General features: G+C 64.8%; 23 protein-coding genes. 11 read left to right on the plus strand and 12 right to left on the minus strand.

Annotated features, from left to right (window positions below):
- Positions 1–1,192: 1,192 nt before the first annotated feature.
- A complete protein-coding gene (locus tag AADX97_RS07430) occupies positions 1,193–1,504 on the plus strand; it encodes a DUF4282 domain-containing protein (protein ID WP_374233447.1) in 312 nt (103 codons plus the stop codon).
- Positions 1,505–1,513: 9 nt separating this feature from the next.
- Here the strand turns inward: AADX97_RS07430 and mtnC are convergent, their stop codons facing one another.
- From mtnC to AADX97_RS07465, 7 genes are all read right to left on the minus strand, one after another.
- Positions 1,514–2,197: an acireductone synthase gene (gene mtnC / locus AADX97_RS07435; RefSeq protein ID WP_374233448.1), complete on the minus strand. Its 684-nt coding sequence runs from the start codon at positions 2,195–2,197 to the stop codon at positions 1,514–1,516.
- Between the two features lie 9 nt (positions 2,198–2,206).
- Positions 2,207–2,746: an acireductone dioxygenase gene (locus AADX97_RS07440; protein WP_374233449.1), complete on the minus strand. Its 540-nt coding sequence runs from the start codon at positions 2,744–2,746 to the stop codon at positions 2,207–2,209.
- Positions 2,743–3,363 carry a methylthioribulose 1-phosphate dehydratase gene (locus AADX97_RS07445; protein ID WP_374233450.1) on the minus strand — a complete coding sequence of 207 codons (621 nt, stop codon included), beginning with the start codon at positions 3,361–3,363 and terminating at the stop codon, positions 2,743–2,745. The genes AADX97_RS07440 and AADX97_RS07445 overlap by 4 nt, the downstream gene beginning before the upstream one ends.
- Before the next feature lie 316 nt (positions 3,364–3,679).
- Positions 3,680–4,450: a DUF2189 domain-containing protein gene (locus AADX97_RS07450; RefSeq protein ID WP_374233451.1), complete on the minus strand. Its 771-nt coding sequence runs from the start codon at positions 4,448–4,450 to the stop codon at positions 3,680–3,682.
- A gap of 375 nt (positions 4,451–4,825) precedes the next feature.
- The gene (locus tag AADX97_RS07455; RefSeq protein WP_374233452.1) at positions 4,826–6,298 is read right to left on the minus strand and encodes a DegQ family serine endoprotease; all 1,473 of its coding nucleotides are present in this window, start codon (positions 6,296–6,298) and stop codon (positions 4,826–4,828) included.
- Between the two features lie 127 nt (positions 6,299–6,425).
- Positions 6,426–7,202, minus strand: coding sequence for a YdcF family protein (locus tag AADX97_RS07460; RefSeq protein WP_374233453.1), 777 nt, complete (start codon positions 7,200–7,202; stop codon positions 6,426–6,428).
- Between the two features lie 59 nt (positions 7,203–7,261).
- Positions 7,262–8,314 (minus strand): complex I NDUFA9 subunit family protein, encoded by a 1,053-nt coding sequence (locus tag AADX97_RS07465; RefSeq protein WP_374233454.1) that lies wholly within the window; start codon positions 8,312–8,314, stop codon positions 7,262–7,264.
- Between the two features lie 320 nt (positions 8,315–8,634).
- On the opposite strand from AADX97_RS07465, the gene AADX97_RS07470 reads away from it, so the two are divergent.
- Positions 8,635–9,420, plus strand: a complete 786-nt coding sequence (locus AADX97_RS07470) for a sulfite exporter TauE/SafE family protein (protein WP_374233455.1) — start codon at positions 8,635–8,637, stop codon at positions 9,418–9,420.
- Positions 9,421–9,705: 285 nt separating this feature from the next.
- Here AADX97_RS07470 and AADX97_RS07475 read toward each other — a convergent pair whose 3' ends face one another.
- A complete protein-coding gene (locus AADX97_RS07475) occupies positions 9,706–10,332 on the minus strand; it encodes a hypothetical protein (RefSeq protein WP_374233456.1) in 627 nt (208 codons plus the stop codon).
- An 11-nt stretch (positions 10,333–10,343) separates the two neighbouring features.
- A complete protein-coding gene (locus AADX97_RS07480) occupies positions 10,344–12,263 on the minus strand; it encodes a transglycosylase SLT domain-containing protein (RefSeq protein WP_374233457.1) in 1,920 nt (639 codons plus the stop codon).
- Positions 12,264–12,429: 166 nt separating this feature from the next.
- Here AADX97_RS07480 and AADX97_RS07485 point away from each other — a divergent pair, with 166 nt between their 5' ends.
- Positions 12,430–12,855 carry a hypothetical protein gene (locus AADX97_RS07485; protein WP_374233458.1) on the plus strand — a complete coding sequence of 142 codons (426 nt, stop codon included), beginning with the start codon at positions 12,430–12,432 and terminating at the stop codon, positions 12,853–12,855.
- A 54-nt stretch (positions 12,856–12,909) separates the two neighbouring features.
- Positions 12,910–13,269: a hypothetical protein gene (locus AADX97_RS07490; RefSeq protein WP_374233459.1), complete on the plus strand. Its 360-nt coding sequence runs from the start codon at positions 12,910–12,912 to the stop codon at positions 13,267–13,269.
- 168 nt (positions 13,270–13,437) lie between these two features.
- Here the strand turns inward: AADX97_RS07490 and AADX97_RS07495 are convergent, their stop codons facing one another.
- Positions 13,438–13,803, minus strand: coding sequence for a DUF134 domain-containing protein (locus AADX97_RS07495; RefSeq protein WP_374238816.1), 366 nt, complete (start codon positions 13,801–13,803; stop codon positions 13,438–13,440).
- A gap of 217 nt (positions 13,804–14,020) precedes the next feature.
- Between AADX97_RS07495 and AADX97_RS07500 the strand changes: the two genes are divergently transcribed.
- From AADX97_RS07500 to AADX97_RS07530, 7 genes are all read left to right on the plus strand, one after another.
- Positions 14,021–14,464 (plus strand): 4Fe-4S binding protein, encoded by a 444-nt coding sequence (locus AADX97_RS07500; protein ID WP_374233461.1) that lies wholly within the window; start codon positions 14,021–14,023, stop codon positions 14,462–14,464.
- The gene (locus AADX97_RS07505; RefSeq protein WP_374233463.1) at positions 14,421–14,756 is read left to right on the plus strand and encodes a hypothetical protein; all 336 of its coding nucleotides are present in this window, start codon (positions 14,421–14,423) and stop codon (positions 14,754–14,756) included. The genes AADX97_RS07500 and AADX97_RS07505 overlap by 44 nt, the downstream gene beginning before the upstream one ends.
- A gap of 49 nt (positions 14,757–14,805) precedes the next feature.
- Positions 14,806–15,177, plus strand: coding sequence for a NifB/NifX family molybdenum-iron cluster-binding protein (locus tag AADX97_RS07510; RefSeq protein ID WP_374233464.1), 372 nt, complete (start codon positions 14,806–14,808; stop codon positions 15,175–15,177).
- Positions 15,178–15,325: 148 nt separating this feature from the next.
- Positions 15,326–16,045 (plus strand): MBL fold metallo-hydrolase, encoded by a 720-nt coding sequence (locus AADX97_RS07515; RefSeq protein WP_374233465.1) that lies wholly within the window; start codon positions 15,326–15,328, stop codon positions 16,043–16,045.
- Positions 16,042–16,728, plus strand: coding sequence for a Crp/Fnr family transcriptional regulator (locus tag AADX97_RS07520; protein WP_374233466.1), 687 nt, complete (start codon positions 16,042–16,044; stop codon positions 16,726–16,728). The genes AADX97_RS07515 and AADX97_RS07520 overlap by 4 nt, the downstream gene beginning before the upstream one ends.
- Before the next feature lie 124 nt (positions 16,729–16,852).
- Positions 16,853–17,032 carry a DUF2892 domain-containing protein gene (locus tag AADX97_RS07525; RefSeq protein WP_374233467.1) on the plus strand — a complete coding sequence of 60 codons (180 nt, stop codon included), beginning with the start codon at positions 16,853–16,855 and terminating at the stop codon, positions 17,030–17,032.
- Between the two features lie 232 nt (positions 17,033–17,264).
- Positions 17,265–17,717 carry a hypothetical protein gene (locus AADX97_RS07530; protein ID WP_374233468.1) on the plus strand — a complete coding sequence of 151 codons (453 nt, stop codon included), beginning with the start codon at positions 17,265–17,267 and terminating at the stop codon, positions 17,715–17,717.
- A gap of 47 nt (positions 17,718–17,764) precedes the next feature.
- On the opposite strand, the gene AADX97_RS07535 is transcribed toward AADX97_RS07530, so the two are convergent.
- Positions 17,765–19,642: a hypothetical protein gene (locus AADX97_RS07535; protein ID WP_374233469.1), complete on the minus strand. Its 1,878-nt coding sequence runs from the start codon at positions 19,640–19,642 to the stop codon at positions 17,765–17,767.
- 387 nt (positions 19,643–20,029) lie between these two features.
- The gene (gene sbcB, locus AADX97_RS07540; protein ID WP_374233471.1) at positions 20,030–21,484 is read right to left on the minus strand and encodes an exodeoxyribonuclease I; all 1,455 of its coding nucleotides are present in this window, start codon (positions 21,482–21,484) and stop codon (positions 20,030–20,032) included.
- Positions 21,485–21,540: the final 56 nt, after the last annotated feature.

A 21,540-nucleotide genomic window follows, 5' to 3' on the forward strand; every position in this document is an offset into this window, starting at 1 on the left:
GCCTGCGTCGCTTCGCTCCGACTGCCCCGGCCGAATGGCCGTGGAACGGGTGGCCGAATGCCGGTGGAGTCGCCGGCCGGATAGTGGTGGAACAGGTGGCCGAATGGCGTGGAATGCGCAGGCAGCACGGCGATCGCGCATGCTAGCAGCCATGAAGCCACGCGGAGCGATGGTTTTTTCTATCCCTGGATCAGCGCGCCCGAGGCGGCAATGCGTCCGGAACGGTCGCCCGGGAAGAGACGCCGAGCGGCGGATCCGGGGCGAGTCCGGACCTTTGCACTGCATCTCTGCCGGGGCCACGATTCCGGGAAAAAGCCAGGTGTCGGGTGGGAGAATCCTGGAAATCCGTGACGGGATACTATTGGAAACAACACTCTCCGTCCTGTGGCGTTTCGCAGTTTCGCCGGAGTGGGTTGCTTGGTGGTCGCGAGTCCGCGAAGCTCGATCAAAGATGAGCGGCATCGTCCCTGGCGTCTACGGTGATTCCGGCACTGCCGACGACTTGCGCCGCGCCACGGGCTCGATTGACGGCATCCGCCAGCAGCATCCTCCCGAACCCCTGCCTCTGCATGTCGAGCCGAGCGGCCAAGCGACCAAGGCGTGTCACCGGAATCTGACGGGGGATAACGCTTCGCCAACCCAGTCGGTAATGCCTCGACAAGGACGATGGCCAACGACAATGCGTAGAACCCCAGAATACTGGATGAGTCGACACCCGCGTACCCGTCGCGCTGAAACGCCTGTGCCGCCTCGTCGTTGCGCGGGACTGCCACGAAAGTCCGCGACTGGAGCTCCACTTGACGGTCGTATCCGCCGGAAACGGATCAGGCGCCGTGACCTCCGCACCCGCCGGGATCGACGGCTGCAGCGACTTCGAGGAAGAGCACCCCGCGGGCGAACAGGTTAGACTGACCGCCTAACCGGCGAACGGAAGTGCCTTGCGTGGTGGTTACGAGTCCGCTAGGCTCGTCCAAAGAGGTGAAGCCTTTACGTCTTTTCGATTTAATTTCAATATGTTAGAATCATGCCGAAGACATTCGACGTCATTCCTCGGCACCATCGCATTTCGAATGAGGCTCACCCCGAGTCACAGGAAACCGAGCCTACCCCTGTCTGAATCGATTGCCGCAAAGCCCTTGGCCGGCGTCCTGCCTTCCGCGGATGCCTTAGCGAGACACCTTGGTGCTTTCCGATGACCGACTTCCTCACCTTCGAAACCATGCTCAGCCGCCAGGCGCTGCTGGTGTTCTACTATCTGGGCGCCGTCGTCATGCCCGTCGCGGCCTGGCTCATGGCACTGTACTTTATGCGCCGCTTCGAGCCGGTGGGCGATGCTTATCGAGCCGGTATGGGTCTTCTAACCGCGACGGTGCGACTGCGTTGGCGCGTGCTCGGAATCCTGCTGTTCGTCGCCGCGTTCCTCTTCATGGAGCTGATGTGGCGCATCATGTTCGAGTATCTGATCGCCTTTATGCAGATGCGAGACGCCTTGGTCAGGGGTTGAGGCCGCCGTTTAGTCCGCGATCGGACGAACCCCATCGAAATCATCGACGACCGGGTGCTTGCCAAAGGGGCCGGTGACGCCTTCGCGGCGCAGGGCGGTCGTCGCCATGCCGACATCGCGCGCGGCATCCAGCTCTTCTCGGATGTCGGCGAGGAAGAGAATCTCTCCGGGCTGCAGACCGATCTCGGAGGCGATGACACGATAAGATTCAGGTTCGCGCTTTCCGCCGATGCGCGTATCGAAGAAGCCGGAGAACAAGGGCACAAGGTCGCCGTACTCGGTGTGCCCGAACAGCAGCGTCTGGGCATGTACCGAGCCGGAGGAATAGACATAAAGCCGCAGACCTGCGCTGTGCCAGTCGCGAAGGCGGCGGGCGGCATCCTCGTAGACGTGGCCGCGGAATTCGCCGCGGGCGTAGCCCTCCTCCCAGATCAGTCCCTGCAATGCCTTGAGCGGCGCGATCTTGCGGTCGGTCGCGATCCAGTCGAGCAGATGCGCGATCAGCGCCTCCTCGTCCCCTAACCCACCCGCAACGGCACGCGAATCCTCAAGTAACTGCGCGACCTGCGGATCGTCGCGATGCGCCCGCACGAAGTCGGGAAGACGCTCCGCCGCATAGGGAAAGAGGACGTCCTTGACGAACGAGAGGCTCGAGGTGGTGCCCTCGATATCGGTGAGGATCGCCTTGACCATGGGGACTGATTACTCGAAGCGGGGAAAACGCGACGCAATGTCGCTGCCGGTGAAGTTGGCGACCCAGCCCGCGGGGTTGGTGAAGAGTCGGATCGCGGTGAAGTGCGGGCGCGGGCCCATGTCGAACCAATGGGCCGTGCCGTCGGGCACACTGATGAGATCGCCCTGCTCGCAGATCACGGCATAGACCCGGCCGCCGGTGTGCAGATAAAAGAGACCACTGCCCTCGACGAAGAAGCGCACCTCGAACTCGCTGTGGGTGTGCTCGTTCAGGAACTTCGCGCGCAGGGCCTCGCGGTCGGGATGATCCGGCGTCATGCGCAGGACATCCACCGAGCCGAAACCGTAATCGGTCATCAACCGATCGATATCGCCGCGATAGGCGGCGATGACGTCGTCCGGCGTCGCATCCGCCGTCAAGTCGCGGTCGGCCTGCCAGCGCTCGAAATTGACGCCGAGGGCGCCAAGCTCGCGCCGGATATCGGCGAAGTCGGTGAAGACTGCCTCGGATATAGGGCGGTCTTCGGCGTGAATGCGCAGCTCGCTCATCGGATCATGCTCCTCGTCAGGGTTTCGCATTCGAGCAGGAACTCGAACGCCTCGATCCGCCGACGCGCGTCGGCGACGTTGTTGCCCCAGGTATAGAGGCCGTGTCCGGCAATCAAGTAGCCGGGCAAATCCGGCGTGCGCTCCAGGGTCCGCTCGACCTCGAGCGCCAGACGGGCGATGTCCTGATCGTTGGGAAAGACGGGCAACGCGAGCCGCGTCTCGTGCGTCTGGATCCCGGGCAACGCCTTCAAGACCTCGTAGTCGGACAGGGTCAAGGCATCGTCCGCCAAACGAGACAGCACGGTCGCGTTGACCGAATGGGTGTGCAGCACGGCACCGATCGCCGGATCGCGTCGATACAGCATGAGATGGAGCTCGGTCTCGGCTGACGGACGACAGCCCGCGCTCAGGATGGTGCCGTCGACATCCATCGCCATGACGCCGCTCGCGTCGAGCTCGCCCTTGTGACGCCCCGAAACGGTGATGGCGATGCGGCTCGCATCCAGACGCGCCGAGAGGTTGCCGGAGGTCGCAGGCAACCAGCCGCGTGAAAAACAAAAGTGCCCGACACCGATCAGCTCGGCGGCGCGCTGTTTGAAGACATCGGGATCGATCATCTCGGTTCTGCCGGCAAATGCGCAATCTAAGGCAGAATGGGGATGAGGTCCAATGGTGGAGGCACGAGCGACTCGACTTCGCACGATGCGTGCCCGCTCGGGCGAGTCGCCGGTCGGGCGGAACAGCTTTGTTCATCGAGCCGGCCACCCTACCTGCGCTCTGAACCAGGCTCACGGGGCCGGTCGCGCTCCTTCGAAATGGTTCAAAAATAAGTAAAACAACTTGACGAGAGAACACCTTTGCCAAGGTTGCCGTTGTCGATTACGACAACGACAACGATTGGATTTGGTGCTCAACTTGTTTCCGACATGTTCCTTACTTCACCAAGTCGCGGTAGGCATGCCAGGTCGCATGCCCGAGCAGCGGGAAGACCGCCACCATGCCGATGAGAAAGGTCGCGAAGCCCACGCCGACCAGGATCACAATCAGCGCGGCCCACAGGATCATCGCCGGCAGATCGGCAAGCGTGACACGGATACTGGTGCGCACCGCCGTCGGAGAATCGACATGACGGTCGATGATGAGCGGGACCGCGACGACCGATCGCGCGAAAACGACGCACGCGAGAAGGCCGCCGACAACCGCGTAGGAGATCATCTGAGCCGCGGTCAACTGCTCGAGCACACCACCCCACATGGTTGCCTCGACGCCCGGACCCGCGCTTCCCAAGGCCAGATGCAGCATCAGAACGGAGCCGGCAAACCAGATCGCACCGATCGCCAACAGCTCGACCGAGAACCTAAGCAATGCCTTGCGATGACCTGCAAGAACCGAGAGCGAACTGTCGAAATCGGCAGACTCCCCGGCGGCTCGACGACGCGACAACTCGCACAAGCCGGCCGTAAACAGCGGACCAACCAGCAGGAAACCGGTGACGGCGGCGGCGAGGAAATACGGATGCCGCCAGAACCCGAGGATCACCGCCCCCAACAGGGAGACAAGCAATCCGTAGGCGAGGCTGGCACGCGGGGTTTGACGCAGATCCTCCCAACCCCTGCTCAGCCAGATGAAGGGTCTTGCCAAAGAAACGGGCACGACGGGCAACGCATGGCCGCCATGTCCACTCAGGTGGGTTACGAGACTCATAATGCTTCCTCCCGACGGTTATCGTGAACGACCGACAGGGGTTGCCGGAACCGCGACGAGTATCCTCGCGGCATCGCGAAACGATGCTGTCGAGGGGATCGCTGGTCTGGACGAGATCCGATGCACTGCCTCACGGAACCCCGGTCGGCGCGGACTTCAAAACCAACTTTCGCGCTTGGTCTTCAGAAACAGACTAGTCGCGAATTGAATGGTTCGCAAGTCCTGTCGATGACTCGAATCGATGGCCTGGGCCGATCACGGGGTCCGATCGCGGCGTCACGCAACGTCGGTGAGAACAGTCGCCCGCCTAGGACGTGAGGTGCCCCGCACCAGCGACCGGAATGACCGGCGGGAATCCATCCCCGCCGGATGCGGCTACCAGCTCAACACCACGAAGCGCTGCATCTCGTCCTTGCGGACCAGCAGCAGCACTCGTCCGGTTTCGCGCCCTGCCTTCACAGCTTGCTGAAAGTCCGCGACGCTTTTCACCCACTCGCGGTTGACCTGCAGGATCAGCGTGCCCGGCTCGATGCCGGCCGCTGCGGCGATGGATCCGGGTTTCACCTCCGTGACCAGAACACCCTCGCCGGGTTGACCGCCGAACTGCTCGGCAAGCTGCGGCGTGAGGGTCTGGAGGGTGAGCCCCAGCTCCGCGCTGGTCTGCGTCGGGGACGAGGATGCGAGCGCATCGGTGTTCAGCGTCCCGATGGTAACGCCGAGGGTTTGGCGCTGACGCTCGCGCACGATGGTGAGCTCTTGAGTGCTCCCCGGAGGGGTCAGTGCGACCCGGTTCCGGAAGTTGCCGACATCGGTTACGGGCTCCCCGCGATAGGCAACAATGACGTCACCTTGGCGCAGGCCGGCCTTCCCGGCGGGACTGTCTTCAGTGACCTGGGCAATCAAAATCCCCTCGCCCTGCTGCATCCCGAAGGATTCCGCCAGATCCGCGGTCAGCGGCTGGATCACGATGCCGAGGAAACCACGCGTCACCTCGCCTTGCTCGATCAGCTGATTGGCAATGGCGTTGGCGAGATTGATCGGGATGGCGAAACCCACGCCCATGTAGCCGCCGCTGCGGCTGAAGATGGCGGTGTTCATGCCGACCACGGCGCCATCCAGATTCACGAGCGGCCCCCCGGAGTTCCCCGGGTTGATGGCTGCGTCCGTCTGGATGAAGTCCTCATAGTCGTTGATGCCCAGGCTGGTGCGACCGGTGGCGCTGACCACGCCGACCGTCAGGGTGTGGCTCAGTCCGAAGGGATTGCCGATCGCGACCACCCACTCGCCGACCTCGAGCTTCGCCGAATCACCCATGGCGAGTGCGGGTAGGCCGCCGGTCTTGATTTCGATGACGGCCACATCGGACTGAGGGTCGCGGCCGGTCACCTCGGCATTGAATTCACGCCCGTCCTGAAAGGTGACGCGGATCCGCTCGGCGCCCTCGACAACATGATTGTTGGTCATGATGTAAGTCTTGTCGGCGAGCAGACCCGTCTGTGCGGCGAACACGAAACCCGACCCTTGCCCCATCGTGCGCGGCTCGCTGCGCGGTACTTGGGGCGCTTGGCCACGCGGGATTCCCGGAAAGCCCTCGCCGAAAAAGCGTTTGAAAAACTCGTCGCCGAAGGGAATCGCATCGTCGAAGGGTGTGGAAAGGGGTGCTTGTGCGGTCGTCGCGCGCTGGCCCTCGACGCGAATAAAGACCACGGACGGGGACACCGCCCGCCCGACCGAGGCGAACGCCTTGCCGGTCTCGCGCAGGCTTTCGACACCGCCATCCAACGCCTGCGCGGGGGCAGCGAGCAGCGCGGCCGCCAGAATCATCGCAATCAAAACATGCCGTTTCATCGTTGCCTCCATTGAATTGACCTGGTGAATCGAAATCGCCGGGGCGATCTCACCTGCCCTGGTTTCGCTCGCGCCGGCTGCACCGGGGTCGGATCGTTGGATCGCCGACGCCCGACAATCGGCGAGCTCAGTCCTCGGCCCAGCCGCGCCACCGGTAGACCCGCCATCCGACATACTCCTTCAGGGCACGCGTGCTGTCCGATAAGGCTTCGGCGTCCGGGAGCCAACGGATAAGATGTGGCGGCTCGGGCATCACCTCGAAATCGGTCGGCGCCGGCACCGCATCGATCCCAGCCGCGCGAAATGTCGCCAAGGCACGCGGCATGTGCAGGGCCGAGGTCACCAGCAGGACGCGATCGATGCCCTCCGAGCTCAGGATCTCGGCGGTATAGAGCGCGTTCTCGCGGGTATTGCGGCTGCGTCCCTCCAGCAGGATCGCATCGTTCGGCACACCCAGATCGGCGAGGAAACGCAACATCGCCTCGGCCTCGCTGCGGCGCTCGCCTGCCCAAGGCATGGAGCCGCCCGAGACGATGACGCGCGCCGCCTTCCCCGCATGATGGATCCGCGCCGCATGCCAAACCCGGTCCGAAGCCCGCCCGAGATCGGGATCCGGCCAATCGGGCGGGCCTCCGCGGATGCCGCCGCCGAGGACGACGACGGCCTCCGCCGCCGGCAAGGCGCCGACCGGCTCAGGCGCGAACCGACCCTCCAGAGACAGCCTCAAACCGTCCGAGACGATGGGTATCGACCAGAAACCGAGCCAAAGGATCCCGATCGACAAGGACAAAAGTCCGGATCGACGCCAACCCGCAAGGATGAGCACGAACGCCATCACCGCCAAGACGATGGAGAGCCCGAGCGGATAGGCCAGTTGGCTGAGCAGCTTATCGAGGTAGAGCATGCGATCGAGGGCTCGGGCGGCCCGGCTCCTTCTGCTGATCCGGCGCCATGCTCGGGCGGCTAACCCAGATAGCCGGGCACCACGGCGTCCACATCGGTCGCCGAGATGCCGAGTCGACCAAGTCCGTCCTCGCGACAGAGGCTGTCGATCTGAAGGGACAGATAGTTGTCCGTACTGAAGGGCTTACCCGGCAGCTTCTCGAAGATGCGCGCCTGAAGTCGCGCGAGACGATCGCTCAGAGCGATCACTCGAACCTTGCGCCCGATGCGGCTGCCCGTGTAGGTCAGGATATCGCGTAGCGCGAAGGTGCGCGGACCGCACAGCTCGAAGATCTGTCCTCGGCTCGCCGGATCCTGGAGTGAGCGAAGCATGGCGGTGGCGACATCGCCGACATAGACGGGCGCGAATCGCGCATCGGCACAGGCCAGCGGGAAGGGTCCCGGCAGCAGACGCAGCAGGGATGCGAAGCGATTGAAGATGCCGTCGCCCGGCCCGAAGATGACTGACGGGCGAAACACCGTCACCGCCAGTCCCTGCTCGGCCGCCGCCAGCGCCGCCGCCTCGCCCTTACCCTTGCTGCGTAAATACGCGCTCGGACCGGCCGGGTCCGCATTCAGCGCACTCATGTGCAGATACGCGCCGACACCGGCGGCTAGCGCCGCGCGTGTCGTCGACTCGACCATCCCGACGTGGGTCTGCTCGAAGGTGCGCCCACCCGCCTCGTTGAGGATGCCGACCAGATTCACCACGCCATGGCAACCAGCCATCAGGTCACGCAGACCGCTCTCGTCCCAGCGCTCGAGCTGCACCAGCTCGCAGCCCGGAACGAGCCGAAGGTGTCGATGGCGGTGAGGATGTCGCGTCGGCACACGGGTCTGATACCCGGCGCCGGACAGGCGATTCAACAAATGCCGACCGACGAAGCCGGTTCCCCCAATGACACAAATGCGCGGATGTCTCATGATGTCGTCTTGACTCGTCTGGGGCGGCTCGGCGCCCGTGATCGGGCTATACGCGTCCCGGTCTCTTCGTTGTCGCCCCGAGGAGCGGCCGGCCTCGCCGCGACCTGCGGCCTTGGCGAAACGCGGTTTAGGAAACTGAAACAGTGCCATTTATCGTTCTTCAGGATTATGGATTGACTCCGCCGCGCCCAAAACAAGCCCGATGGCCGAGGACGCTCGGGAAACTCGACGGGACGAGACTGGCACAGGTCGTGCGCGACATACAATTCGGTATTCAACCATTAAACCGCGCCCGGTGCGGTATGTGCTGTTTTTGGATGGGATCGGCCCCGGCAGACTTGACGACCGTTGGAGTCGGCGCGGTTTAAGAGATCAAAAATAGTAGAGTCTAAGCCGCGTCTGCGCAAAGGTCGGAATGAGGCGGCCGCCCTTCGGCCATCCGGGCCTTCGATCGTTCGGGACCGCATCCAGTGTTTGAGCTCTTGGCCTATCTTCTTATCGGCGCCGCGTCCGGGATGCTTGCCGGTCTTTTCGGGGTCGGCGGCGGCGTGATCGTCGTGCCGTCGCTGATCCTACTGTTCACGCAGATCGGCATGGGGTCGGAGTGGATCCCGCACCTCGCCGTCGGAAGCTCTCTTGCCGCCATCGTCGGGACGGGTTCCGCCTCGACCTATGCGCACCAGAGGCGCGGTGCGGTGCGCTGGGATCTAGTCGCCCGACTGGCACCCGGCATCGTCCTCGGGGCCTGGCTCGGCGCCGCCTTGGCGGGGATCATCCCCGAGCTCTGGCTGACCCGTCTCTTTGCCGTCTTTCTGACCTACGTCGGCATCCGCATGCTGGTTACCCAGAAGATCCATCGCGCGCGCACCCTGCCCGGCTCCGGGGGGATGTGGGCCGCCGGCGGAGGCATCGGGACGCTCTCCGCGCTGGTCGGGATCGGCGGCGGCACCCTGACGGTGCCGTTTCTCGGCAACCGAGGGATCGACATGCGCACGGCCGTGGGCACCTCGGCCGCCTGCGGTCTGCCGATCGCACTCGCCGGCGCCGTCGGCTTCATGGTGGTCGGCTGGGGCCGCGAAGGATTACCCGAGGCAAGCACGGGTTTCGTCTACTGGCCTGCCGTCGGGGCCATCCTGCTCGCCAGCATGCCCACTGCACCCTTGGGTGCGTCTTTGGCGCATCGGCTGCCGGTTGCACTCTTGAAGCGGCTGTTCGGGGTATTTCTGCTCTTGATCGCCCTGCGCTTGGCCTCTTAAACCGCGTCCGGGTGTCCGATATGCAAGGCTCGGAGACTGGGTTAACCTCGGAACGATCCGGGAATGTCGGAGTCGACGCGGTTTAAGGCGATTTCCGCAAACTTCCATACCCGTAGGTTGTGCTGACGATAGGAAGCACAACTTGCGCCGACGGTTGGTTGTGCCTCGCACGGCTCGGCACAACCTACGCACTCACTCCTCTATTCTGAGCCGCATCTTGCCGAGGCTTCTGGGATCTTCGACGTCGCGAATCACGACGACACGGCGGATTGCGCCGGACGCGGTTCAGCCGCCCTCGAGGACGAGGCGGCGGTAGAGATAGATCTGGCCCTGGCGGTCGCGCAGCACCAGGCGGCCTTGGTCGAGGGCATATTCGAACTCCTGGCTGAAGCTCTCGCGCCGATTGGTCAGCTCGACACGGTCTCCCGCGATGCGAATGTCCCCGTCGATGTAGCCGCTGAATGGCGCGTAGATGCGATAGCGTCCGCCCTGCACGATCAGGAGTCCATCGTCGCTGCCCTCCCAGATGCCCTCCAACGGACCCGCTGTCCAAGGCATCGCACCGGTCATGGCGCTACCCGGATCGAAGCGCTCCATCATTTGGCCCATCTGACCCATCTGGCTCGTCGGATCCATCTGCGAGCCACCGGGGAAGGGCATCGTTCCCGCGCCCGGAATGCCCGGCATGGACCCGAACCCGGACGGCCAGCCGGGCATGCCCATAGGGTTCGGGACGGCCGGCGACCCGCCGGACATAGCGCCGCCGGCGGCGCCGAAGAGACCCATCGCCTCCATCATGCGCACCATGGCGTCGGCCATGGCCGAGCGGGTATCGGCAACGACCGGGGGCACGACCGAGACCGAGAGGCAGATCGCGATGATGGTAAGGTAAGGACGGACGACGTTCGACATCAGTGTTTCGTTCACCGCCTGAAGAAGTCCGCGCCGGGCACGGGAGGAAGCCAATCGGACAGGCGTGTCGGCGGAAGGCCCAGACGATCGCCGTAGATCACCCGATAGGCGAGAACACGCTCGACGTAACGACGCGTCTCGAGGAAGGGGATCGACAGGATCCAAAGATCGGCCTCGAGGCAGTCGTCCGGCAGCCAGCGCGACACGCGCGCTGGACCGGCATTATAGGCCGCCGTGGCTAAGGCGACGTGACCGAAACGATCGCGCATGCGGGTGAGGTATGCACTGCCCAGCGTGATGTTGATCGAGGGGTCGAGCAGATCCCAACGCGACGGCGGATCCAGGTCGAGCGTCTGCGCGACCTCCCGGGCCGTTCCCGGCAGGAGTTGCATCAAACCGATCGCACCGGCGTGAGAGGCCAGCGTCCGCGCAAAAACACTCTCCTGTCGGATCACGGCAAGTACCCAATCCGGCTCCACACCCCGCTGCCAAGCCTGCTCATCGACCAAGGCGCGATGCTGCACTGGGAAGCGCAACGCCATGTCGTCCCAGTAGCCTGATCGCGCTAAGGCCTGCACCGCCTGATCGTGCCAGCGCATGACATCGGCCACATAGGCGGCCGCCATCAGATCCGGGCCGTCCAGAGACTCCATCAGCTCGCGCCACTCGCGGCGCATATCGGTCTCGCGGCCGAGTCGGCTGAGCTCACGCATGCGTGCGAAGGTGGGGCTGGCCACCATGGCGCGGATGCGTTGCGGCTCCGCGGGTGTCCCGGCATGATCGAGCCGATAGGGCAGCCCCAGCCGGTCCGCCGCCAGGAAGGCCCAAAGACTACGCCCCTCGGCGGCCCGCGCCAGGGTGGCGCGCGCTGCCTCGTCGCGGCCAAGCTCCGCCTCGGCACGCCCTTGCCAATAGAGCCAGCGGTCACGCTTGACGGTGCCCTCTGGCATCCGAGCCACCCAGTCCGCGACCCGCTCCCAGGCACGCAGGGCGACGGCCGCGCGCAGGCGAGCCTCTTGCTCGGTCGTCGTCGTCTCGGTCGCGCGCAGGCCGTCCCAAACCGTAAGCCCGCGCGGATCCCCGTCGCGGATCAAGGCCTGTCCGATCGCCGCATGGGCGCGATCGGAGGCCGCCCCATCGGCGCTCAGAAGGTCTTGGAGAGATATCAACGCGTCGGCGGCCATCACGGGAGATCGACGGGCCAGACCGACCAGGCCATGGGCCAGGATCGCAGCGCGCTGCGGATGGTCGTCCTCGACGGAAGCCGGATCCAGGACCAGCGCCGGATCCGCGTCGACCGCACGCCAGGCTGCATAGCGGTGCTTCTCCGAGTCCGGGAGGAGCCCGCCCAGATAGCCGGCGACACCGCGCTCGCCGGCCTCCATCGCCAAACGGATGCGCTGCAGGATGCGCTCGGTGGTAAGGCCCCCGGCATCGCGCCAGGCTGCGAAGACGGGATCGCAGGCGGCCGGCTGCGACCCGGCCGATAACCACAGGGACTCGACCCGGGCCAGCGCCTCGTCACGACGCCCGGTCTCGAGGAGTGCGCGAAGGTAGAGACAGCGCCGCTCGGGCGCGCTGTCCGGCCGGTAGATCCGTGCATAATCCGACCAACGCTCGGCCGCCGCGAGACGTGCCAGATAGGCCAGGCGCAGACGGGTGGCGAGCTGGGTCTGCGGAAAATCGCTCAAAAACCGCTCGATCTCCTCATCCGACGTCGCCGCGAGGTCCCGCGTCACGACGGCGAAGCGTAGGTAAGGATACAACGGATGATCGGCGAGACCTGCGGAGAGCCGGTCGAAGGTCTCAAGGTCATCGGCCTCGAGCGCACGCTCGGCAGCCGCAAACGCTGGACGATCATAAGCGCAGGGCTGACCGAACAGGACGCACAGGACGAAAAACAGCGCCGTCGATGCTCGGCCTCTTAACACGGCCGACTCGGCGCGGACAGACGATGGACGGGTGAACATGGACGTTGGAAAGGTCCTGATGGAAAGATCCTGATACTCTTGCCGGCACCCGCCGAGTCGGCGACACTTCCGGCCCGGACCCGTTCTAATCGCGGTCGCCGACGGCCCAGTGGAGAGGACAATGCCGATGCACCTTCGACACCCTTACCTGACCCTCATGGGCATGGCCATCGCACTCTTGGGCTCTGCCGGCAGCTGCGCGGCCGCCGACGCGCCGAAGCTCAAAGGCATCTACTCCAACATGGAGCCGTCGGTGGAGCAAGGGGAGCTGGTCGGCATCGAGGTCTTCATCCTGCCTCATATCCAGGATGACGAGGTCGCTTACGTCGCCTTGGTTCAGTTCTCCGATGGCCTGCCGACTCGACCTCAGCTCGTCGACCTGGCGATTCAGGGCGACGGCATTTCCTTCGCGGCTGTCCACCCCATCGAAGGGGAGATCGGATTCAAAGGGAGCATCGACACCGAAGGGCTGACGGGACGCTTCGACGCGCTGGGCGAGGTCTCCTTACCGCGCGGGGAGAGCATCTGGCAATGGGGCCCGAGCGGTCGCTGACCTGCCGATGTGATCCGCAGCCTCCGACATTTCATTTCTCATCGAGAGACGCCAATGAAGACATTCATCCTCGCCCTGATCTTTCTGCTGATCGGAAGCGCCGTCGGAGGATTCCTCGCACTTGGCTTCGGTGCCGGATTGGGTGCCGCGAGCGGACTGGTGATCGGGTCTCAGGCCGGCGCATGCCTGGCGGTCGAGACGGCCGAAGAAAGTGGTCTGGTGACCGATCCCGCTCAGATCGACGCGCTGATCGCCACCACGATCGCGAAGATCCGCGAGAAAAGCGGCGCCGTGCCAGCCGAGGCCGGACTGCAGTGGATCAGCAACGCCGCCGAATGTCGCGACATCGTCCGCCAATTGGTCGAAGGCCCCGAGGCCGTCGCTCAAGCACCGGCGGCTCCGCGAGCGGATTGAGCCGCGCCTCGGACGTTCGAGCGGACGGGGTCAGGACACTCGCCCCGCACGACGTCCTCGACCCGCCCGCTCCGTCGAGCAACATGAGTGGATAGGTGAGATCGGCATTCCGGTCGATCGGCGCGGCTCAAAAACGTCGACCGCCCGCGTATCCGGCTCAAGTCCGATTCAGACATCGCTACCTGTTTCGTCCCCCGGCCGATCCGACGTAACGAACGCCCCGGTCCCCGCCGCCGCAGTGCCCTCACTCTCCCGAGTCGGTTCCACCACAAGTCGCTTGCCGTTGATCAGCGCATCCGTCACCTTGCGGCGCGCCTGCGCCAGGGTTCGCGACAAGGTGGTCCGCGAGATGCCCATCCGCACGGCACAATCCTCCTGATACAAACCTTCGAGGTCCGCAAGCCGAATGGCTTCCATCTCGTCGGCGCGCAGGGTCAAGGTCTCCAGGCCCCGTCCCGGTCGACCGCAGGGTTTGAAGCAGAGAAAGCCCGGATCGAATCCGATACAGCGAGCGCGTCGTTTTCGACCCGGCATCATGCCTCCACAAGATGAAGTGTTCCGATTCGCGGGCTCAGTAAAACGCACATATGCTCGTTTCACATTGACGGATATCAGGGTCATGCGCCGGGAGAACGCGGCAGAATGCCGATCACTCCGGCGCGGATGGCCTACCGGGCAAGGCGTTCACCTCGGGACGCTTGGCCCTGGCCGATGGCGCCACGCATGGCGGCCACCACGGAGACTGAACCGGATGCGCATCGTTGTAGCCGGCGGCAAGGGCGGCACCGGCAAGACCACCGTCGCCACCAGCCTCGCGCAGGTGGCGGCCGAACGGGATGCGGTGCGTTTTCTCGATTGCGACGTGGAAACGCCCAACGCCGCGCTGTTTCTGGATCCGATTCTGGATGTCCACCGCGACGTCGGGATCCGCGTGCCGCGGGTGGATCCGCAAGCCTGCAACGCTTGCGGCACCTGCGCGGAGATCTGCCGATTCAATGCGATTGCGGTGGTCGGCGGAACGACGCTCGTGTTCGACGATCTCTGTCACGGCTGCGGAAGCTGCACCTGGATGTGCCCGGAGCAGGCCATCACCGACAGTCATCGCCGCCGTCTCGGGCGCGGACTTGGCGCTGCTGGTGACCGAGCCGACCGTGGCAGACATACACGACCTGCGCCGCGCCCTGCAGACCGTTAAGCACTTCGGGGTGCCGGCGCTGGTCTGCATCAACAAGGCCGATGTCTATCCCGTCGGCGCGCGGGAGATCGAAGCCTTTTGCCGGGCGAAAGGGATCGACGGCATCGGCCTGATCCCGTTCGATTCAGCGATACCCGAGGCGATGGTCGCGGGCGAGACCGTCACGGCCTATCACCCGGACGCCCCCGCCAGTCTCGCCCTGTCCGCCGTGTGGGAGCGGGTTGCCGCAGTCCTTTCGGAGACGCCTGCAGGATCTCATGACGCCCGCAAGAATCAACAACGACGCGCCTGAAAACCCCGATCGGCCTCCGGCCGACCCCCGAAGAACCAGGAGAACGACGATGAAGATTGCCATTACCGCCGAGTCCAGCCAGGGTCTCGACAGCCAGGTCGCACAACACTTCGGCCATGCCCCCTACTTCATTGTGGTGGACATCGAAAACGGCGCGGTCACCGCAACATGGGACATCGCCAACCCCTTCGCCGAGGCGCACCAGCCGGGACAGATTCCGGACTTCATCAAGCAGCAGCAAGTCGACGTCATGTTGAGCGGCGGGATGGGCGGGCGCGCCATCGAGTTCTTTACGCAGGCCGGCATCAGAACCGCGACCGGGGCAAGCGGTACGGTGCGCGCGTCGCTGGAGAGCTACCTGGGCGGCACGCTCGTTGCCGCAGCGCCCTGCGCCGAAAGCGTTGCGCACGGACACGGCTGAGGGCGCTCGCGCCACGGTAAGCGGTTGATTCACTGCACCTGTGTCGCGATGCTCTCATGGGCGCCCGCTCGGCCCCCCCTGCCTCGCCTCGACAACGGGGCTCGGCCAGGGCAAAGACTTCACAGGATGACCTCGATCGGAGGCAATCATGGCCGCTCCCCCACGCCTGACAATTCTGTTCGACAACGAGCCGGGACTTCCGGGTCTGACAAGCCTCTGGGGATTCGCGGCGCTGATTCGCGTCGGCGGTCGGACGATCCTGTTCGACACCGGCAGCAACGGCCGCGTGCTTCTCAAGAACATGGCCGCCCTCGGCGTCGCCGCGCAATCCCTTGACCTGCTCTTTCTCTCCCACCCCCATTGGGATCATATCGGCGGGTGGGATTCGGTCTTGGAACTGAACCCGCAGGTGACCGTGGCGGTGCACGAGGGCTTTTCCAAGCACCTGATCCGAGATCTGCGGGGTCTGTGCGGCGAGCTGATCGTGGTCGGAGCCGAGCCTCATGCACTCGGTCAGGGGCTCTTCTCGACCGGGATGCTCGACAGCACCCCCCCGGAGCACGCGCTGGTGATCGACACGGGCGAGTCCACGGCCGCGGTCAGCGGCTGCGCGCATCCCGGGATGGAGCAGATCGTCGCACGTGCCGGCCGCTTCCTCGGCAAGCCGGTGGACTGGGCGATCGGGGGCTTTCACTTGATGGACACGGACCCCGTCGGAATCGAGCAGTCCGTAAGCGCACTGAAGGCGCTCGGGGTGATCGGCGTGGTCCCGACCCACTGCACCGGAGACGCCGGCAAGGCGGCGTTTCGGCATGCCTTCGGCGCAGCCTGTCTCGATGGCGGGGTCGGTCGGGAGATCGGCGGATGATCGGCGATCCGTGGCAGCGCCAGCGTCTGCTCGATGCCTTCCCGTTTCTGCACGCGACGCCGGAGGAGTTCCGCGCCGAGTTGTTCGCTCAGGTCGCATTGGTCCGGCTGCCGGTCGGTCAACTCATCTGTTACGACGGTGCACACTGCACGCAACTGCCGTTGGTGCTGACCGGCACCGGGCGGGTCTACAAGCTCGGCGAAAACGGTCGGGAGATCACCCTGTATCGCGTTCATCCCGGCGAGAGCTGCGTGGTCACCACCTCCTGCATCCTCAGCGACCGGGTCTTTCCGGCCTTCGCCGTGTGCGAGAGCGCGGTCGAGGCGGTCGTGGTGCGGCCGGCCGAGGTCCGCCGCTGGATGGCCACGTCGGAGCCTTGGCGGGAATACATCTTCGGCTTGATCGCGAGCCGCTTGCAGGAGGTCTTCGGCGTTCTCGATGCGGTGCTGTTCCAACGCCTGGATCAACGGCTGATGGCCTCTCTCTTGAGCCTGCGCGAGACGACTTCGGGACGAGACATCCATATGACGCATCAGTCCCTCGCGGTGGAGCTGGGGTCGTCCCGCGAGGTCATCAGCCGCGTACTCAAGGGTCTCGAGTCGCAAGAGCTGCTGCGCACGACCCGCGGCCTGATCGAGCTGCTCGACATTCCGGCGCTCGAGCTGCGGGCACGGGATGGCTGAGCAGGGACAAGTCGCCGCTTGGTGACAAAGTCACTGAAACGCGGGATCGCTCCGATTAGTCTTCGACTACACCCTCACCGGATCGGCCGAACGCGCCGGTCGCAACAACAGCAGAGACCACGCTATGACCCCGAATGTCGGAACACTCGATCGCACCCTCCGTATCGTCGCCGGTGTCGTCATCGTCGGCTGGGGCGTCTATGCCCAAAACTGGCTCGGCGCCATCGGGCTGGTGCCCTTAGCCACCGGGCTCTTGCGCTGGTGCCCCGTCTACCTGCCCCTCAAGCTGAATACCGACAAATAGACTCGCATCCCAGGACAACCGCCGGAACGGCCCGTTCGGTCAGCAAGGCAAGCCGCTCGTCGACGGGCCCGCCCCACCCCCGCTGACCTTCTGTCCCGAGCAAACCTGGGCGCTCAGGGCGGCTTGGGGATGAGCCTCGAGAGGCGCCCTCGCGCCTTAGGTGATTTACGAGGAAAGTTATACCATTGTGTGCGATAGTCGCGACTGAGTCTAAATCAACGCGCGGACTGTCATGGCGGGCGGACGCGTCGCGCGACTGAGCATCGACTGCAAGGCCACGGTGATGATCGGCGAGTACTCGCGCGGCGGCTGTAGCCGCGGCGAGACCAAGGCCGCCGACCATGACACGGGCTGTCACGAGAAATACACCCCGTTCGGTCTGGTCAACGAGGACACCGGCGCGCTGCACCTGACCTTCGGAAGTTCCGCCAAGACCAGCGACTTCATCGTCGACTGCCTATATGACTGGTGGGAACGGCAATCGCCCGAGCAGCGCGAGCGCATCACCCTGGTCCGGATCAAGGCCGACAACGGCCCGGATGGACATGCTCGGGCGGCGCGCGTTGCGGGTGCTGGTGCGGCTCAACGGGATGCTGTTGATCATGATCGTGGTGCAACTGCTGATGGATGGGATCAGCGCCTATATCGGCCAACTCCCACCCCGGGGCACGGTCTGAGGCAGTGACCTGAGTCGCCGGAGCCCCGGCTGCGCGAGGCTCCGGCTCAAGGGCCTCAGCGACAGCTGAGCACGAAGTCGATCAGGTCGGCGATATCGAAGCCGCCACTGCCATCCCGGTCGCAGTCCCAGCTTGCGCTGCCGCCACGACAGCCGCGGAAGAAGGCCACCGCATCGGCGCGGTCTGCGTCACCGTCCCCATCGATGTCGCAGTCATCCGGCCCGCCGCCGCAGCCTGGATAGCTGAAGGCGCCGATGAAATTCCCCCAGCGGCCATCGATGGTCCCGGTATTCTTGCTGTACTCGCCCAGGTACCAGAAGCGCTGGCCATCGGGGTCGATGGTCATCCCGGTGTAATCGCCCCAGCGATGGGGGCTGGCGTCGAACCCGGTGTAGAAGAGCTCACCGGCTTTGAGCTGGACCTCGGGTTGCAAGGTTCCGGCGGGATCCGTGGCTTCCCGTCCGGTGACGAACACCGACGGGAACATCGAGGCGCTGGACTTGGTGTAGCCGACGGCCATATCGCCGCACTGGTTCACTGCGAGATCGGGGAAGAAGCGGTACTCACCGTTGCTTGCGAATACCCCGGCATCGATCACCGCCGGCACCGATGGATCGATTTCGGCCCAGCGGATGCAATCCACGGTTCCCGAGCCGGGATTGCAGGAGAGAGTGTTGGTCATCCAGATCCGTCCATTGCGATACTCGGTGTCGAGTCCGCGCCAATCGTTGGCTTGGAGCCTTGCCGTCGAGCCCTGTTGGGGCACGTCGACGGGAAACCCCGCGGTTACTCCGGTCGCCGTATTGAGATTGAGCACCCCCGTCTCAGTGAGGAGGTCGGCACCGAAAGGGTCCTGCCAGGACCAGACTGAGTGACGGGCACCATCGAACTTCTCCGTCATGACGAAATGGGGCCCCGAGCTCGGCCAGGTGCCCTGGGCGAAGCCATGGAGATTCATCGGCTGCGGCGTCGAGTTGCTCGCGCCGAGGCTGTGCGACACCACCGTCAGTGCTGTCCCGCTATACAGCGCGGCCTTGTCGAACGCGAATACGCGGCTCTCGAAACCACCCGGCAAGCTGCCGTCGAACTGGTTGGAGCCCATGTAGATCGCGGACCTTCCAACGCCGGCATGGGGATAGTCGAAGAAGGCCCCGGCGAAATCGGTCGCGAAATGGTAGCGATGCCAAGCGCCCAGCGGATCCGCTCCCGTGGTCGCGGCCACACAATAGTCGGTGCCGTCGCCGTCGATGCCGAGGATGAACCGGTCGGCGGACTCGTCATAAAGCACATTGGGATCGAAGACTTGGCTCGGGCAGCCGGACCCGGCGAAGAAGCTCGCGAAGGTCGTGGGTCCCGCGAGTCGCGTGCCGCTCTTGTCGTAGATCTCGAAGGCGACGTTTACCACCGCAATGATGTGGTTCGGGCCTACCGCGAACTCAGGGTCCGGTGGGACATTGCCACCGCCCCCGCAGCAATCGTTGTAATCGAGGCTATCGAAGCTGACGCCCGGTGCGAGCGCCAGCGGCGTAATCCCAGACCCATCGAGGCGCTGGACGTTGGGATTGGGCGGGAGCAGACGTGCCGCCTCTCGCAGCCGGTCCATTTCTTCGCGTGGTATCGGTCCGCGCATCCGCTTGGGCGTTCCATCCTGCCCCCAGCCGCGGCTCAGCTTGTTGTTGGCGTCGAATTCTGCGACGGGCACCTCGGCGAGGTGCACTGGACTCGGACCCTCGGCGCTGTAGCGCAACTGGGCCGCCCAGGGGAGGGCAGGGCGGCTGCGCTCCCGTGCTAGCGGCTCTTGAAGACTGATGGGCGCTGCAGCGGTTGCGCCGAGTGATCGTTGATCGAGCTCGTTGGGCGGCGCATCGCTCGCACGATAGAGCACGACGACCCCCAGGGCGGCGAAAATGGATGGGATCAAATAACCGCGCATCTCAGATCTCTCCATAGGTTAATGGACTGCTGACAACCTAGAGTCTAGGAGACTTTTCGACTTACGTTCCAGAATCAAATCTGACATCCGGGTTTGGTAAAAATGCGACGGGCGATTAGGGCTGAAAACCCGAAATCGCCGCTATTTTTCACGAAACCGCGCGCGTTTTGCCCTTTTTCTAGGCTTAAGCTCAAAAAAGCGCTTGAGGTTCCACCCCACGCACACCACTGCCCACTCACCCTGCACGGCATTCAGGCCGCGCAGCAGAAACTGCCGGAAGCAGTTGAACCGTTTTGTGTTCTTTGCGGCTCAACTGCCCTCGGAGCGGGCGGAACTGCCGGTCACGGTGTCTCGCCGGCTCGCTCCAAGACCTCGTCACGGACCACCTCAAGCCTCCGCGTCGAGCACCCGTTCGGCCCACTCGGCGAGGTCTTCGAGGATCGCAAGCTTGCCCGGATCACCGGCGTGCTGCTCGGCCAGCTCGCTCAGACACTGCTCGAACTGCTCGATCACGAGACTGCCGCCGGCGTCGGGATCGGTAAGGCGGGCGAAACGGAACAGGTCCCAATCCTCGCGCTCTTCGGGGGTGAGGGTCTCGGGCCAGTTCCGGGCGCGGTAGCGCAGCAGCATCTCGCCCAGGCGAGGATCCTGAAAGCTCGGCGCATGGTCGCTCAGCTCGGCGGGGTCGAGTCTGTGGATCGCGTCCATAGCGCGACGATCGGCGTCCGAGAAGAATCCGCCCGAGTAGATCATGAGATCAGGGTCGGTCTCGGTCGGCCCATCGGGGGCGCCATGGACGGCGCGGACCTTCTCCTCGATCGTCGCCGCGGCCTCACGTAACCTGCGGGCGTGATCGCCGACCGCGTCCGGATCGATCGACCAGCGCGCCGCCGCATCGGGCGCTAGGGTCTTCATCGGGGCCAGAACCGGCGCGCGATTGACGTGGATCGTCTTCAACGGGACTCGGTCGACGCCGTCGGGAAGCTCGCTCCCGGGCGTGAAGAGTCGGGTCCGCAACTCGTCGACGGAAAGATCGAGCAACAGCTCCGGCGGCGCGCGCAGATCGACACAGATCACGCCGTTTCCGTTGATCGGATGTGCACAGAGCGGCAGGATCGGCGCAATACAGCCTTGGGCGGACGGATAGCGCGCCGAGGCATGCAGGAGCGGCACGCCGCGATCGAGCAACTCGCGGACGCGCCGCTTGTCGCGCAGGGTGAGGGCATAGTCAAACAGCTTGGGCTGGGCGTGCCGCAGACGTCGCGCCAAGGCGATGGTCGCGCGCACGTCGGCGAGCGCGTCATGGGCCTGACCGTGATCGATCCCGTTGGCGGCGGTGAGATGCTCGAGCTTGAAGGAGGTGGTGCCGTCTTCGCGGGTCGGCCATTCCAAACCGTCCGGGCGTAGCGCATGGGCAAGCCGCAAGGCGTCGATCAGATCCCAGCGGGAGTTGCCGTTGCGCCACTCGCGCGCATAGGGGTCGCGCAGGTTGCGATAGAGCAGGTTGCGCGTGACCTCGTCGTCGAAGCGCATGCTGTTGTAGCCGACCCCGCAGGTTCCGGGGACGCTCAGCTCGGCGTTGACGGCGGCGGCAAACTCGGCCTCGATCAGCCCCTCGCGCTCGGCGATCCCGGGCGTGATGCCGGTGATGAGGCAGGCTTCAGGGTGTGGGAGCAGATCGGTCGAGGGGCGACAAAAGAACATGCATGGAGCGCCGATCTCGTTGAGATCGACGTCCGTGCGGACAGCGGCGAACTGGCACGGCCGGTCCCGACGCGGATCCGAGCCCCAGGTCTCGTAGTCGTGCCAGAGAAAGGTCGGCGCGTTCGGACGACCGGCCACTCGCCTTAAACCGCGTCCGGAGTGAAATGCGTCGTGATCATAGTGTGTCGGACTCG

It is taken from the genome of Thiocapsa sp. C2-2m, assembly GCF_041903745.1.
Taxonomy (GTDB): Bacteria; Pseudomonadota; Gammaproteobacteria; order Chromatiales; family Chromatiaceae; genus Thiocapsa; species Thiocapsa roseilacustris.

Bases quoted from the DNA above. Each gene is read 5' to 3' on its own strand.
- AADX97_RS07495 (WP_374238816.1), bottom strand. From the start codon at position 13,803: ATGCCGGGTCGAAAACGACGCGCTCGCTGTATCGGATTCGATCCGGGC.
- AADX97_RS07500 (WP_374233461.1), top strand. From the start codon at position 14,021: ATGCGCATCGTTGTAGCCGGCGGCAAGGGCGGCACCGGCAAGACCACC.
- AADX97_RS07515 (WP_374233465.1), top strand. From the start codon at position 15,326: ATGGCCGCTCCCCCACGCCTGACAATTCTGTTCGACAACGAGCCGGGA.
- AADX97_RS07465 (WP_374233454.1), bottom strand. From the start codon at position 8,314: ATGGCACTGTTTCAGTTTCCTAAACCGCGTTTCGCCAAGGCCGCAGGT.
- AADX97_RS07430 (WP_374233447.1), top strand. From the start codon at position 1,193: ATGACCGACTTCCTCACCTTCGAAACCATGCTCAGCCGCCAGGCGCTG.
- AADX97_RS07455 (WP_374233452.1), bottom strand. From the start codon at position 6,298: ATGAAACGGCATGTTTTGATTGCGATGATTCTGGCGGCCGCGCTGCTC.
- AADX97_RS07475 (WP_374233456.1), bottom strand. From the start codon at position 10,332: ATGTCGAACGTCGTCCGTCCTTACCTTACCATCATCGCGATCTGCCTC.
- AADX97_RS07535 (WP_374233469.1), bottom strand. From the start codon at position 19,642: ATGCGCGGTTATTTGATCCCATCCATTTTCGCCGCCCTGGGGGTCGTC.
- mtnC (WP_374233448.1), bottom strand. From the start codon at position 2,197: ATGGTCAAGGCGATCCTCACCGATATCGAGGGCACCACCTCGAGCCTC.
- AADX97_RS07520 (WP_374233466.1), top strand. From the start codon at position 16,042: ATGATCGGCGATCCGTGGCAGCGCCAGCGTCTGCTCGATGCCTTCCCG.
- AADX97_RS07460 (WP_374233453.1), bottom strand. From the start codon at position 7,202: ATGCTCTACCTCGATAAGCTGCTCAGCCAACTGGCCTATCCGCTCGGG.
- AADX97_RS07485 (WP_374233458.1), top strand. From the start codon at position 12,430: ATGCACCTTCGACACCCTTACCTGACCCTCATGGGCATGGCCATCGCA.
- AADX97_RS07530 (WP_374233468.1), top strand. From the start codon at position 17,265: ATGGCGGGCGGACGCGTCGCGCGACTGAGCATCGACTGCAAGGCCACG.
- AADX97_RS07525 (WP_374233467.1), top strand. From the start codon at position 16,853: ATGACCCCGAATGTCGGAACACTCGATCGCACCCTCCGTATCGTCGCC.
- AADX97_RS07445 (WP_374233450.1), bottom strand. From the start codon at position 3,363: ATGATCGATCCCGATGTCTTCAAACAGCGCGCCGCCGAGCTGATCGGT.
- AADX97_RS07490 (WP_374233459.1), top strand. From the start codon at position 12,910: ATGAAGACATTCATCCTCGCCCTGATCTTTCTGCTGATCGGAAGCGCC.
- AADX97_RS07440 (WP_374233449.1), bottom strand. From the start codon at position 2,746: ATGAGCGAGCTGCGCATTCACGCCGAAGACCGCCCTATATCCGAGGCA.
- AADX97_RS07450 (WP_374233451.1), bottom strand. From the start codon at position 4,450: ATGAGTCTCGTAACCCACCTGAGTGGACATGGCGGCCATGCGTTGCCC.
- AADX97_RS07510 (WP_374233464.1), top strand. From the start codon at position 14,806: ATGAAGATTGCCATTACCGCCGAGTCCAGCCAGGGTCTCGACAGCCAG.